This window comes from Halobacteriovorax sp. RZ-2 (assembly GCF_043196685.1).
Classification (GTDB): domain Bacteria; phylum Bdellovibrionota; class Bacteriovoracia; order Bacteriovoracales; family Bacteriovoracaceae; genus Halobacteriovorax_A.
The window spans coordinates 536,518-550,701 of record NZ_JBEBMR010000001.1; the positions used below are offsets into that span (position 1 = coordinate 536,518).

Below are 14,184 nucleotides of genomic sequence, written 5' to 3' on the forward strand. Positions count from 1 at the left end.
TAAACCGCACCTAAAGATAAAAAAATCGAAAAAAATTCAAAATAAATTTCGAAAATGTTAAGCTACTCCTCACACAAAAAAGGATTTTCAAAGTGCCAGAATTACCAGAAGTCGAAACCATCAAATCACAAATCTCACACGTTCTCCCAATGGAGATCGAAGACGTCGTCTACTCTGACGTGAGTGATTCGATTGTCAAAGATAAGGACTTCAACCCGCAAGGCATGACTCTTGAACGAGTGGAGCGCCAAGGAAAAGTTCTGCGCTTCTTCTTCACTGACACCCATGGAAATGAGTGGCGTGCAATTTCAGGTTTAGGAATGTCGGGATCGTGGCGAATTGCCACGCAAGAAATTACAGAAAAGCACACTCATATAAAACTCATTGGAACAAATGCCAAAGGCCCGTTGCACTTGGGCTACATCGACCCGAGACGCTTTGGTGTTTTTCATCTCTACTCTCCACCAAATGAAGCGACTTGGTTAACTCGACTAGGACCAGATGTTTCTAAAGCAGAGTTTACACTTGAGTATCTTTTGATGCTAAAAAAAGAACGTCCTAATAAAGTGTTAAAACCGTTTCTTTTAGAGCAGAACTTTTTTTCTGGTGTTGGAAATTACATGGCCAGTGAAATATGCGCGCGTGCGGGAGTGCGCCCGACTCGTCGTATGAAGACACTTACAAAGCTTGAGCTTGAAAAAGTTTATCTGGCCGTAAAGATTGTTCTTGATGATTCCATTAGCACAGGTGGCACGACTTTTTCAGGGGGCTATCAAGATGCGTTTGGAGAAAAAGGTGAAGGCGTAAAAAACCTCGTTGTCTTCTATCAAAAGATTTGTGGACTCTGCAAAGAAACAGAAGTTAAGAAGATCACACTTGCTCAGCGTGGGACTTACTACTGCCCTCACTGCCAGAAATAACTCCTCCTCTATTCAACCACAAGATAGTCTGCAATCTTATAGTGATTCAATTGATTCACAAGATAGAGTCTTCCCTTCTTTGTGATCACACGAAAGAAGTCATTTCCAATTTCAGGGTCACGAAGTTTTTTTCGAAGACGACTAAGGCTCACATCCATGGTGTTCTCACTTGTTGAACCAAAGAGAATGTCTGAAAGCTTTCCCTTTTCTCCGTTTCCCGCGCGATTGATGAGACGAAAGAGTTCCATATCTGTGCGGCTTACGACGTGAAAGAGCTTATAGATCTCCATTAAGTGAAAGCGGCCAAAGAGGGCCTCTATATATTCATCTTCTCCCATACTTTTAAGTACACAGAGATTGCCCCCCAATGGAAGGAAGCGGTTAAGATTGCGCTGAGTGAAGTCATCGACAACATAGACATACTTAAGAGTTGTGTATTTTATTTCTTCGATGAGTTCATCTGGGATAGTATCGAGTTCAACAATAAGAAGTTCGCCTACTCCAGTTTGAGAAGGTATTTCATCGAGATACTCAATAGGAAGTCCGAATGCTTCTTCAATAGCATCTGCATAAAAGAGTTTTCTCTTATCTGTGGTGTAGGCCAAAATTTTCATTTCTACCTCCAAGTAATTTTACTTGAAACGACTAGGTAGGAATCTTAATTTTTTCTAATAAATATTTTGGTATTTCGTAATTTGTTAAACGACTGACTACATAGAGTCTTCCGCTCTTTGTGATAATACGAAAGAAGTCATCGCCGATATTTGGATCGCGCAGCTTCTTTCTTAAACGACTTAGATTTACATCCATCGTACTTTCACTAGTTGAGCCAAAAATAAGTTCACTTAATTTAGACTTCTCTCCATTACCGGCCCTTAGAATAAAGCGAAATAATTCAACATCGGTATGACTAACTAAGTGAAGTATCTTAAACATCTCCATTTGATGAATACGACTTGTGAGAATTTCCATGAAGTCTTCAAATGGTGTGCCCTTAACAGCAAATAAATTTCCACCAATTGGAAGCAAACGATTTAAGTTGTGTTGCTTGAGAGTATCAACCAGCGTCACGAACTTAACTCTTGTATATTGGGCCATATCAATGAACTCATCAGTGATCTCATCGAGGTCTAAAAGCAGAATTTCTCCAGGGCGAAGATCAAATGGTAATTCATCTAAATACTCAAACTTGGCACCATAGAGGGCCTCTATTTCCGACTCCCTAAAGATTTTCTTATGATTAGACGTGTAAGCTTTTAATTTTATTGACATAGTAAACCTTACGTATTTGTAAGTAAATAATATTGCCTAAACATATTATCATCATGTTGTACCAATAACAATAGTTGGTAAATAATAAAACTGGAGGTTATGGATGAAAGAAAGAAGAGTGTTTGAGAACATCGCTGAATTAATTAGAGTCAAAAGACGTTCTTTATCACCTAAGGTGTCACAACAAGGATTGTCGTACCGCCTAGGTTATAAGAACGGACAATTTATAAGTAATATTGAACGCGGACTATGCTCTGTGCCACTACGTTCACTGAATACAGTTTGTAGTGTTTTAAAAGTATCGAAAGAAGAGCTTAAAGAAGTACTTCTAAAAGATTACGAGCAAACGATTGATAATTATTTCGCGGAAGCGGCCCAACAAGAACAGGCCAGCGCGAGTGTTGAAGCGAGGGACGCTTCAGCATCTAGTGACAAGGAACTGAAGGGAAATTTTGAATTTGCCAGCAGTTTAGTCATCTAATATAGGGTGACTCGATTCCCCTCAGGTGTACTCAACAAGCACTTCGATTCAATATAATCTGAGTGCACCTGAGGAACTTTTTCAAATCAAGAAATTTAGGCCATAATGCTCTCACATAAAAGCACACGCATTCGAGGTCTAAATGGAAAGCCAATCCCCATTACAAAAACTAATTAATCATTTTAAAAATAAGCGCGGCCAAATCTATACCGCCTCATTTTTTTCAGTCTTAAATAAAGTATTCGACATTGCTCCTCCCCTATTAATCGGTCTTGCCGTTGATACCGTTGTTAAACAAGAAGACTCATTTCTTGCGGGTATGGGAGTCTCAGATAAAGTCCAGCAAATCTATATCCTAGGTTTTCTAACTTTTATTATTTGGGCGCTTGAGTCCCTCTTTGAATACCTACTTAAACTATGGTGGCGTGGACTGGCCCAAGAAGTTCAACACGATCTTCGCATGGAGGCCTATGACCATCTTCAAAACCTGCATATTTCTTTTTACCAAGATAATAACTCTGGGAATTTAGCGACCATTCTAAACGACGACATCAACCAGCTAGAGCGCTTCTTAGATGTTGGGGCCAATGATATTATCCAAACCCTGACGACAGTTGTTTCAATCGGTGGAATCTTCTTTTACCTTTCGCCGCAAATTGCCCTACTATCACTAACACCAGTGCCATTTATTCTTTGGGGAAGTTTCTACTTTCAAAAGAAGGTACAACCTCGTTATCAAAACGTAAGAAGTGAAGCAGGACTACTTGCAAGTATGCTTGTGAATAATATTGCAGGGATGATGACGATTAAGTCATACGTTGCTCAAAAGTTTGAGTACGATCGCCTAGAGAAGCAATCAAACCAATATGCTAAGGCCAATAAAGATGCCATTCGTGTCTCTTCTTCTTTTAGCCCAATCATTAGAATGGCCGTTCTGTGTGGATTCCTCTTTACTCTCATCATCGGAGGTATCGACGTTCTTGATGGAAAGCTAGAAGTTGGTTCATACTCTGTTCTAATCTTCTTAGTACAAAGACTACTTTGGCCACTAACAAGACTTGGTGAAACTTTTGATCTCTACCAAAGATCGATGGCCTCAACGAGCCGAGTGATGGAGTTAATTGAAACAGAAGTAAAAGTAACTGATGGCGGAAAAGAACTTGAAGAGTTTAAAGGCGCTGTCGAATTTAGTGGCATTAATTTTAAGTACGATGAAGAAGACAATACAGGCCTTAAAGATATCAATCTAAAAATTGAAGAAGGACAAACCATTGCCCTTGTAGGCCCTACAGGTTCTGGAAAGTCCACAATGCTAAAACTTCTTCAGCGCTTCTATGATCCACAAATCGGGAGCGTTAACTTTGATGGCCACAATATTAGAGATCTAAAACAGAACTCACTTCGCTCACATATTGGATTTGTCTCTCAAGAGACTTACCTCTTTCATGGGACGGTCTTAGAAAATATCATTTATGGCTCGCAAGGTGCATCTGAAGTTGATGCCATGAGAGCGGCCAAGCTTGCGGAGGCACATGACTTTATCGAGCTTCTGCCTAATGGTTATCAGACTATTGTTGGTGAGCGAGGACAAAAACTATCAGGTGGTCAAAGGCAACGTATTGCCATTGCTCGTGCCATCTTAAAAGACCCGAAGCTTTTCATTTTTGATGAGGCCACAAGTGCCATCGATAATGAAACAGAAGCGGCCATTCAGCGCTCTCTTAAGACAATCACGAAAGGGCGAACAACAGTCATGGTTGCCCACAGGCTTTCAACGATTATTCATGCCGATCAAATCTGTGTTTTAAATGATGGAAAGATTGAGCAACGTGGAACGCACGAGGAACTAATCGCTCAAGAAGGCTTATATAAAGCCCTTTGGAGTGTTCAGACAGGAACTGCCTAGAAAGCAAACTTTAATGAAGAATAAATGGTGTCGTTAGCTCGATAAGCTGACCAATAAGAATTCTTATTTGGCGATTTAATCAGCTCGGCACCTAAATTTAAACTAGCAGCACCACGCCAGAAAGCATAAGTCGCTTCGGCCTTTAAGATAATATCATCGCGATCAAAGTCATACTTTAAATCCCCCATCACATTGATGAAGTCATTAAAATAGTAACGCCCACGCACACCAAGAGCATTACTCCACTTGGCCGTATCAGAGAAGAAATCATCTGATCCACGCTCATTATTAGTAAGAAGGTTGATATAGTTTAAAGAAAACATATAGTAACCTTGATTGACGTTAAATGAGAGTGAAGCGTAACTTTCTCTTTCGTAGTTAGGTTCGATATTAAAATACTCTGATTCGAATTTCTTATTTTCTTCACGGCTAAAGTCAACAACCTTAAAGTCATTTCCAAAAGTCGCCGTTGGATCACTCATATCAACACCGGCAACCATTTGTACGTCACCTAATTGCTGCTTATATTGAATCCCATAATAAAGATGGTGGTTAACCACTGGAGAAGCATCAACTGCAATAACGTCGCGATCTTGATCAAAGCGAGCATCAGCATTCATCTGCAGACTATTTTGTGGCTTATAGATAAAGAAGGCCGAAAGCTCAGAGCTCTTCTCTTCATTCGTTCCTGAAAGTCTAAATCCAAGAGACTTATTCTTTACAACATCATTATAGATATTAGGCATATCAATTGTGTAATAAAGAGGAAGAACATTACCTTCAAGTACCGTGTACTTTGGAGGAAGCCTTACCCACTCACTCTTACTCGAAACACTTCCATTTTCAATCTCTAGCCCTGGGTTCATCCCTGGAACAAAGAAATATGAGAAGAATACCGAGAAGTTAAGATTCTTATTAAATTTGTGATCGTATTGGATACCGACTAGACCTTCCTTCTTTTCAGAAAGTAGGTAGAAGCCTTGATTAGGATTAAGCGTACTAAGAAGCCAGTAGTCCTCGTTCTCATTCCACCTAAGAAGTTGGCGTCCAACAGAGATGCGATTATCTTCATCTTTGAACTCGATATAAGCTTCTGGCATTGAGAAGTTAAAGGCCGGCTCTTTTGTTACATAGGCCCTAGCAGCGAATTCACCGTAAACCTTACCATTCCACGCTCTCGTTTCGTAATTCCCTTCAATTTGGGCCCAGTCGTCGTACTCTGACTTCTTAGCTGGGTCATTTAATCGTTGGAATTTTTCGTAAGATACACTTCCGTCAAGCTGTGCGTAGACAGCAAGGCCAGATAGCGACACGCATAATAATGTAATTTTCTTGATGAATTTATTCATTAAAGTTAATTAAATCAGAAAAGATTCGTAAATAGAAGCTTTTAACTCGGATTTGGTAGCTATTACCGTGGGTGTTAACACTTTTGACAGTATACCGTTATGAATTGTGTACACTTTTAACGCAGCTCGTAAAAACATTTCAAAATATTCGGTTATTCCTTTTCATTTAACTAGAAATTTTCTAGAATTTGGGTGAGGGAATTATGATTAAACACACTAAGTTATTGAAATTACGAGATTTCATTGCCTACCTCCTGGTAGCACTACTAGTTTCGTCTTGTGGTTTCGTCAATGATGACCCTGTCGAAGGTGCAGACATCGCTGAGTACGACGGAATTTCAGCTAGTTGCAAAATTGACACGGATCGTATCAAAAAATTATTTGAAGTTAATATCGAAAAGGACCTTAATTGCGTCCAAGATACTCTGAATAAATTCAAATATGTTGAGTCCAGAGATAATCGTTTCTTCTTCCGTGAAGATATCGTGAAATTTGCTCGCAAGTATATGGATAGCCCAGCTGGTTCGGCCGACGATATCATTGAAGGCCTTGATCTTCTTTTCAAGCTGAACACTCTCCTTCAAAGAGATATCCCAGGACAGATGTCTCGTACAAAGATTGATTCTTTCTTTCAAATCCTAAAAGAATTTAACCGCTCAGCTGTTAAGATGGTAGCGACTGTAAAAGAGCTACAGGATGTAAAATCAAAAGAAGATTACTATAAGACCTCTGCTATTTTAAGAGCACAGGCCGATGCCTTTTCTTCAAACCTTAATGAAATCCTTCAACAAATTCCAGGCCCAGCACAGGCCATCGATATTCAAAGTCTAATCCTCGACATTACAAGAGACCTTAAAGACTTCAAACTTGGTAAGGAACTTCTAAACTCACTACTATTTGCTAAGAAGCTATTTCTTGGTGGTTCACGTATCTACGTTGACTCTGATGAGTTTGCCCAACTTTTTACTTTCTTCCCAGTTTTCCTACAAAACACAATTGATATCTTCTTCCTTAAAAAGGAATACTTTGAAGATGGTTCTGAATACTTCAATAAGCTTGCAAATAACCTAGAAGAGCTAAAGCTCTTTGTTTACGAGCACCAGAAAGAAGAAAATATCATTACGATTGCCGATATCAACAATATCATCGATGAATTCTTTAACGAAGATGATGACTTTATCTCAACAATTCTTGGAACAAATAAAGATACTAACGTTAAGCTTAAGTCACTTATTCGTTATGCAAAGAGAGACCTGATTCGTGGAAATCCAGAAGTCTTCTCTTATGCAGATGTTGAGCTTTCACTTGGTGTTGTTAACGTTGCTTTAAGATCTTTTGAGTCAGTAAATATCCTAAATGATCTTGTTAAAGAGATCGAAGATAAGGACTTTAATAGAAAGGTCGAAATCAAGAAGCAATTCCGTGCAGAAGTTGGACGCCTAAGTGAGAATGCGAAGAAGCTTTTAGACGAAGATATCTCAATTCCTCGTAACCACGAGATGAATGTTCTGAAATTCGCTAATGACACAATTAAGCTTTACGATATTGATCTTATCGAAGACGTTGTTAAGTCTTTTATGGCCCTAAAAGTTGTAACGACTGGTGGTAGCCGTGAAACACTTCTTTTCCCAGAGCTAATGACACTTCTATCAAAGACAGATCCTCTTGCGGCCCTATTCTTTGACCTGAAGTACCTTGCTAAGGAATACCTAGAAAAGACTCCACTAGAGAAGAATAATTTCTTCCTAGCTCAAGTTAGATCTGTTCAAGACCTTATTCTAAGTGAGCTTGAAAATGACCAAGTTATTACTGTTACAGATATTAATAAGCTGATTGAACAATTCTTTAATAAGCCAGAAGACCTTGATAAAGGGATTGCTATTAAGAATCTTGTTCTTAACTATAAAGATAATATTCTAAGACTTCCGCCAGAAGTTGATTATCTTTCATTTAAGCAATTTAAGTCGACTGTAAATGTTGTTGCCATCGTTTATCGCTACCTAGCATTCCTTGATATGCATATTGAGAATGTGAAGCTTTTTAAAGATGACGGCTCAAAGACAGCGAGAAAAGTTATCTCAAAAAAGGAATATGTTAACCAATTCCTATCGATTAAGACTGAGTTAGCAAATTACCTTATTGATAAGGACTTCGTTAACCAAGATGGACTTATTAAATCACTTATCGCTCGTCTAAAAGAGTCAGGCGGTATGTTTAAGGAACCATTTAATTGGAAGCTTTACTCAGAGGCCATGGCCCTTAAGGGACTTGTTCTTGGTGGAAATAACCTTATTCTTAATCGTGATGATCTTTACTACTTAACTGAAAAGTCACAAACGCTTGCAGAAGTTCTCTACGATGCATTCTTCACAGACTTCTCAGATGAGACTCAGTCAGTACAGAATACGGCGAAGGTTCTTGAGCTTCTACGTAAGACTCGCTCAATCTTCCACCCTATTACAGAAAAGAAGAATTACTTTACAGCAAAAGAGATTCTTTCATTTGGTGATGAGCTAATTAAAGAACTTAATCGCAGGTCAGATAATCCTAAGGATGAGAGTGAACTACTTAAGCTTTCAAACTTTAAGCGTACATTAATTGACTTCACTCAGCGTATTTTTGATCCAATTCCACGCTCGGAGCTAATGTATCCAATTCCATGTAAACCAAATCCAGCTTACGATGCTGATAAGCAAGGTAGTTCTAAGTGGATTTGTTCGGAGCTAGATCCTCCGGGAAGTGAAAACTTTGATCTTATGATTACAAGTGATGCAGTTAATCGCATCCTTGATATTGCAGATAGTGCGTTTGAGACTCTTCTCTTCTCAGACTCGACTTTCCAATTCTTCAACGAGAGAATGAATACGCCTAAGCCGCTATATATTGATCGTCGTGAGTACCCAACGGAAAGAGAAGTTCCTGAGTACAAACTAATCACGAAGAAATCATATGTGGTTCTTATTGAAGAGTTTACGAAAGTTGCTCGCGACTACCGTTACTTTAGAAATAAAGACGGTTTCCCAACTTACCAAGCGGATATCGTAAGAAACAAGACTGGTTTCAACTCTATCATGCTCTTTAGAAATGTGCTTCCACATATGCTTGAGGGTTATAAGACTGAAGGCGATACAACTCCTCCAAGACAATCGAAAGGTTTATCAGATAACCAACTTAATAATGCTCTAGTTGGACTGAAGGCCGCTCTTGAAGAGATGGGACTGTGGACAGAGGACTTTAAGACTTTTGGTGAAAATATTCTTCTTCTATCAGATCTTTTCCAAGCGACTTCTGGTGGAGACCTTTTCATCAACCTAGATGAAGTGAGTGAGTTCATTGAACTAATCTTTACTGCTGCAAAGATTACAACTCTGATCGAAGAGAACCTCTATGAGGAAAAAGAGTGCGATACTAGAATTGATGAAGCAGGCTTCTCAGTTATGGACTCAAAGTGTATTCGTACAAAATTCTTTGATAAGTTATTTGGTGAGGAAGAGCTAAATCTTTCTAAGTACTTCCCTCGTCTAAAAGAATACGTAAATAATAACAGCAGAGGTCACGTTGTTGAATTCATCAAAGGTGTCGAGATCTTCTCAAGAAGTGTTGAAGATGTTGATAAGATTTGGTGGAGAAAGAAAGACTTCACACTTGTTATTGGAGCAATGTTAAATATCGAATCGACTTATATTCGTTTTGATAGAAACGCAGATAATAAATTGGACCGTGGTGAATTAGATCGCGGTTACAAGGATGCATATAAGAACGCAATCATTAGTATTGCTAAACTAAAAGGTAAATTAAAGACCTTTGGACGTACAGCATTTTTCTACCTATTAAAGTACCACAAGGACCCAGGTGTGGTTAATATCGCTTGGACTCACGTGTGGTTTAAGAAATACTTCAATGATTTTGAGGCCAAGCGTCTTGATATCAGTGAGCTACTAAGATTCTTAGTAGACAAGCGTAAGCCAGAGGATCCTTCAATTATGTTTAAGGAAGAATTGGCAGCTTGTGCTCTAGGTAGATCTGATGTTGATGAAGATGAGCTAAACGAGATTTTCAAGGGAATGAGCATTGAAATGATCGAAGCACAAATCAAGCAATGTCACGCTGACTACGTTCAATCAAACGGAAGTGAAGCATTTTATGGAAATTTTCATTAATCAAACTGTTGCCATCCTAATCGATGGCAACAATATCGAAAGAAGTATTCACAGCGTAACAAATAACTCAAATACGATGGTTAATTTTGATACGCTCATCCCAAAACTCCTAGATAATCGAGGGCTAAACCGCCTGATCTATTTTAGAGAAGGAAAGAATATCTCTTCTAAACTTACTGAGCGATTACACAATCACTACTACGGTTCGGTTATCCCGTGCCACAAGAGTGCCGATATCCCTCTGACAATTAAAGCGACACAACTTGCCTCGAAGGTTGATACAATTATCATCCTTTCTGGGGACTCTGATTATATCGAGCTTGTTCGCCACTTAAGAGCAGAAGGTGTTCGTGTTGAAATCGCCTCGATCCCTGAAACGACTTCTAGCCTACTTGTGGAAGAAGCGGATTACTATCATGAAATTGATGAAAGTGATTGGTTTGAACTACAAGGTCAATCGAGACAGACTAGGCCTAAGAGGTATAGTAAGAACAAGCGCAACTAATTTAAGACTGTAGAAGGTATCGACTTAAACAAAGCTCAGATAAAGAGTGATCGATTTCCTTTAGCTTCTCTTGGAGATCAGCGACAGGAACAAGTTCTAATTCGATATCTTCGTCTTCATCAAAGTTTTGCTTTCCGTCTGGACGACAATTCTTAGCAAGGTAGAAGTGAGCAGTGTTGCTCATAAAAGCAGGGTTTACACTTACTGGACTTAGACTCTCCCACTCATCGCTGATATAGCCAGTCTCTTCTTCTAGCTCTCTCTTCGCCGCAGCAAGTGGATCTTCACCGCGCTCAACTGCGCCGGCCGGAGTTTCAATTGTGATGACGTCTTTACCAAAGCGGTACTGCTTAACAAGAACGACTTTATTATCTTCGGTAATGGCAACGATATTCACCCAGTCCGCAAGACGGATAATATCATAGGGGCCTGCGCCAATTGGTTTCGTTGGATGAGTTGCAACAATGGTTTCATATAAAAAGATATTGCCGCGATAAACGTTCTTTCTCTCTTTAATAATCCACTTTTCCATCTTGCCTCCTAGAATTCCATCAGCATGGCGGCATCATTTGGTTTTGTTGCCTCTAGAATCTTCTCATTTGTGCGATCTCTTAATTCAAGATACTTGATAAAAGCATCCTTTCCGATCTTTTCTAAAAGAAGATCATCATATTTCTTTTGAATTTCGCGATCAAAGGCCATCTCTTCTTCAGTTGGATTATAAGTATAGTTTTCACCGTACTTCTCTTCTAACTGCTCATGCATTTCTTCAAAGGCCGAGACCTTATCATTAAAGAGACCTTCTCTCATATTCAAATAGTCTTTGTATTCTTTCTCAGTAAGCCCTAGTTCAGAAATGAAGAGCTCTTTTACATTTGTCAGCCACTCTTCTTCAAGACGATCAAATTCTTCTTCTTTGGCCTCTAGTCTTCTTTCAAGATCCTCATCGTCCACAACGTCGAGTTCTAATTTAGTCCCATCACCACTTGCTTCAACGGCCTCAGCACTATCATCATTTCCAGCGGCAATCTTATTAGCTGGCGTATCCTCAAACTCCACGACTTGAACTTGAGAAGTCATAACATCCTTGGCCTCATTGCCATTAGCTGTTTTTGATTGTTGAGATGTAAAAAAGTAGAAACCACCGGCAGCGATGGCAAGTATGATTATAGCAATTACGATTTTTTTCATAAATTAACTCAAGGTTTAATATTTTCAAATATAATATTAGCACCTAAACGCTTAGCTGTCCTCATTTGTTCTTTAGTTCTTACTGTCCAAAAGACAATATTATTAAAAGTAAAATGCTTGATGATACTAAGCTGTACCTTTGAGTATGTGTCGATATCTAGGCCAATATAATCTGGCCTGATCACAGGAATGAAAGTCATATTCTCTAAGAGCTTTTGCTTGAGAGGATTAAGAGTCGTGTCACTAAAGTCTCTTGTCACAAGAAGGCCAAGAATCACGGCCGGGTAGTGCTTGCGAAACCACTTAAGGGTAAATGGATTAAAGGATTGAATTGTATAATCCCCTTCATAGCCTTGAAGGATCTTCATCACTTCAGACTCAAGCTCACCAGTGTGCTCATAAACCTTAAGTTCGATAATGAGTGGAACTTGTCCGTCTACCAACTCCAGAACTTCCTTAAGGGTTGGAATCTTCTCTTTTGTTTCTTTGATATAGAGTTGTTTTAGGCTATCAAGAGTGTATTGGGAAACCTTTCCGTTGCTGCCAGTAAGACGCTCAAGAGTCTCATCGTGAAAGACCACCACATGGCCATCACTTGATAAGTGGACATCTAACTCAATAGCGTAATTATGTTTAATGGCCGCCTTGAAAGCGGCCATTGTATTTTCAGGTTTTTTGTCGTCGTGTAAACCACGATGGGCAATATAAGTATCGAGATAGAATGCCATTATAATGTTCTTAAGAACATACGAAGATCTGATTTGTCCTCTTCACTAAGTAGTTCGTTCCCCTCTTTATCCGTAAAGATTCGATTATAGTGACCTGCATTTGAAAGTCCAGGTAACTTTGTATTGTAATATGCTTCTCTAATTCGTCTCTCCTCAGGAATATCCATTCCCACAGGAAAACCATTACAATCAAAATCAAAGTCTAGCATCGGATCAACTGCCGGGATCTGATAGAATTCCTTCACTCGTTTTGATGGTGGAGTCATAAGCTCACAAAGGTTTGGAATTGAGTTATTATGCATATATGGCCAACGGGCCCAGATTCCATTAAGTGGAGGTGGAACATACCCTTTTTGTGGCTCAACCACTGTCTTCATCCACTTAGAGATCGCAAGTTCATTTAAAGCATCAGCAAAGTAGGCCGTCCCTTGATAGCGAAGTGGGTCAGTTCCAACATCCTTAACAGGAGTCTTCTCGTGATAGATAAGCTTTCTTGTTTTAATCTGATCACTCTTAGACATCAGCCCAGAAAATGGAAGGTCCCAATTCTTTTGATACTCTCCGTGACATTTTTGACAACGGTTTTCAAAATGCTTCTGTCCTCTTTTTGCAGCATCAATATCAATTCGTGAAACATCAAAGAAGTCATCAATGCGAGGCGCTTTTGTCGAGAAGGCCGCAGCAGTAAGTTCCTTAATAATTTCAGGATTATCTTGTAGCCATTTTTCTAGCTCATATAAATCAGTTCCACGCCCAAGCTCATTCCATAAGAAATTTGTAAAGATTGGGTTTCCTGCAACGATTGAACCATCTGATAGCCAACGAGTTTTATACTTAAGTGTCCACCAAGGCATTGGCTTTGAATCAGCAACAGTTGACTTTAGTGGGTTAAATCTTGGAAAGACTTCGTTTAGTCTCGACTTCGTTGCATACGCATCTTGCTTTCTGTGGGCAAGCGAAAGTGCAACCTGTGGAAGAGATGTATCAAGTCCTAAAACCATTGGTGAACTAGCACCAACAGAATGAATATTCTTCTTTGTTCTCTTAAGCATTGCTACTTCATCATCTGTAGCATTCGTAACTTTTTGAAAAGTCTTAGTTGGAATAAATGGAAGTAGCTTCTTCGCTTTTACAAAAAGCTCATTGGCCTTAACTGTTTTATTTGTAAGCCCCATTACAGATGTGCCAAAGAGACTTGCAGAGTGGCAAGTGGCACAACTAAAAGTCAGCCCTTTCCCCCACTTCGTATCAACAATACTGGCACCCATATAGTAATCTGGTTTATAACCATCAGGGTAAGGAATACGATAGATCCCGGCCGCATCTTCGTCGTTATACGGGTTAAGGCCAAGCCACTGATAGAAAGACTCAACACTATTAACACCAAATTTCTTTTCACCAAGAGTTGTTAAAACAAAGTTAACAAATTTTTCATCACGAAGTTCAAAGAAATTATTAAAAGCTTCATATGGAATAAGAAGTCCTGTGACACTTACTGGCCAAACCAGTGCATGCTTAAGTCCATCTTGCGTGACTTGCTCATACTCTTCTTGAGAAAGTTGGTAGAGGTTTTCTCGATTCTCACCCTTTTCGATTTTAGCATCACGTCCCCAATTAGGTGCGTATGAAAAGGCCTGTAAACTAATTAACAGTAAAAGTAGTGATCTCATCC

General features: G+C 39.3%; 12 protein-coding genes. 5 read left to right on the plus strand and 7 right to left on the minus strand.

Annotation, left to right across the window (positions count from 1 at the left end; genetic code table 11):
• Window positions 1-92: 92 nt before the first annotated feature.
• Window positions 93-920 carry an Fpg/Nei family DNA glycosylase gene (locus ABMA78_RS02510; RefSeq protein WP_392856726.1) on the plus strand — a complete coding sequence of 276 codons (828 nt, stop codon included), beginning with the start codon at window positions 93-95 and terminating at the stop codon, window positions 918-920.
• Between the two features lie 8 nt (window positions 921-928).
• Here ABMA78_RS02510 and ABMA78_RS02515 read toward each other — a convergent pair whose 3' ends face one another.
• Window positions 929-1,534 carry a hypothetical protein gene (locus ABMA78_RS02515; protein ID WP_392856728.1) on the minus strand — a complete coding sequence of 202 codons (606 nt, stop codon included), beginning with the start codon at window positions 1,532-1,534 and terminating at the stop codon, window positions 929-931.
• 31 nt (window positions 1,535-1,565) lie between these two features.
• Window positions 1,566-2,192 (minus strand): hypothetical protein, encoded by a 627-nt coding sequence (locus tag ABMA78_RS02520; protein WP_392856730.1) that lies wholly within the window; start codon window positions 2,190-2,192, stop codon window positions 1,566-1,568.
• A gap of 103 nt (window positions 2,193-2,295) precedes the next feature.
• Here ABMA78_RS02520 and ABMA78_RS02525 point away from each other — a divergent pair, with 103 nt between their 5' ends.
• Together ABMA78_RS02525 and ABMA78_RS02530 are read left to right on the plus strand one after the other, a co-directional pair.
• Window positions 2,296-2,673: a hypothetical protein gene (locus ABMA78_RS02525; protein ID WP_392856732.1), complete on the plus strand. Its 378-nt coding sequence runs from the start codon at window positions 2,296-2,298 to the stop codon at window positions 2,671-2,673.
• 142 nt (window positions 2,674-2,815) lie between these two features.
• A complete protein-coding gene (locus ABMA78_RS02530; RefSeq protein WP_392856734.1) occupies window positions 2,816-4,579 on the plus strand; it encodes an ABC transporter ATP-binding protein in 1,764 nt (587 codons plus the stop codon).
• Here ABMA78_RS02530 and ABMA78_RS02535 read toward each other — a convergent pair.
• Window positions 4,576-5,928: a hypothetical protein gene (locus ABMA78_RS02535; protein WP_392856736.1), complete on the minus strand. Its 1,353-nt coding sequence runs from the start codon at window positions 5,926-5,928 to the stop codon at window positions 4,576-4,578. The two genes, ABMA78_RS02530 and ABMA78_RS02535, sit on opposite strands and share 4 nt — an antisense overlap.
• A gap of 203 nt (window positions 5,929-6,131) precedes the next feature.
• Between ABMA78_RS02535 and ABMA78_RS02540 the strand changes: the two genes are divergently transcribed.
• Both ABMA78_RS02540 and ABMA78_RS02545 read left to right on the plus strand, forming a co-directional pair.
• Window positions 6,132-10,088 carry a hypothetical protein gene (locus ABMA78_RS02540; RefSeq protein WP_392856739.1) on the plus strand — a complete coding sequence of 1,319 codons (3,957 nt, stop codon included), beginning with the start codon at window positions 6,132-6,134 and terminating at the stop codon, window positions 10,086-10,088.
• Complete coding sequence (locus tag ABMA78_RS02545) at window positions 10,072-10,593, plus strand: NYN domain-containing protein (protein WP_392856741.1); 522 nt, start codon at window positions 10,072-10,074, stop codon at window positions 10,591-10,593. The genes ABMA78_RS02540 and ABMA78_RS02545 overlap by 17 nt, the downstream gene beginning before the upstream one ends.
• 1 nt (window position 10,594) lies before the next feature.
• On the opposite strand, the gene ABMA78_RS02550 is transcribed toward ABMA78_RS02545, so the two are convergent.
• The 4 genes from ABMA78_RS02550 to ABMA78_RS02565 are packed head-to-tail and all read right to left on the minus strand — an operon-like array spanning window position 10,595 to window position 14,182.
• Window positions 10,595-11,125, minus strand: a complete 531-nt coding sequence (locus ABMA78_RS02550) for an NUDIX hydrolase (RefSeq protein ID WP_392856743.1) — start codon at window positions 11,123-11,125, stop codon at window positions 10,595-10,597.
• An 8-nt stretch (window positions 11,126-11,133) separates the two neighbouring features.
• Window positions 11,134-11,784 (minus strand): hypothetical protein, encoded by a 651-nt coding sequence (locus ABMA78_RS02555; protein WP_392856744.1) that lies wholly within the window; start codon window positions 11,782-11,784, stop codon window positions 11,134-11,136.
• An 8-nt stretch (window positions 11,785-11,792) separates the two neighbouring features.
• Complete coding sequence (locus tag ABMA78_RS02560; RefSeq protein WP_392856747.1) at window positions 11,793-12,512, minus strand: glycerophosphodiester phosphodiesterase family protein; 720 nt, start codon at window positions 12,510-12,512, stop codon at window positions 11,793-11,795.
• Window positions 12,512-14,182, minus strand: coding sequence for a hypothetical protein (locus tag ABMA78_RS02565; RefSeq protein WP_392856750.1), 1,671 nt, complete (start codon window positions 14,180-14,182; stop codon window positions 12,512-12,514). Before ABMA78_RS02565 ends, ABMA78_RS02560 begins: the two co-directional genes overlap by 1 nt.
• Between the last annotated feature and the right edge of the window lie 2 nt (window positions 14,183-14,184).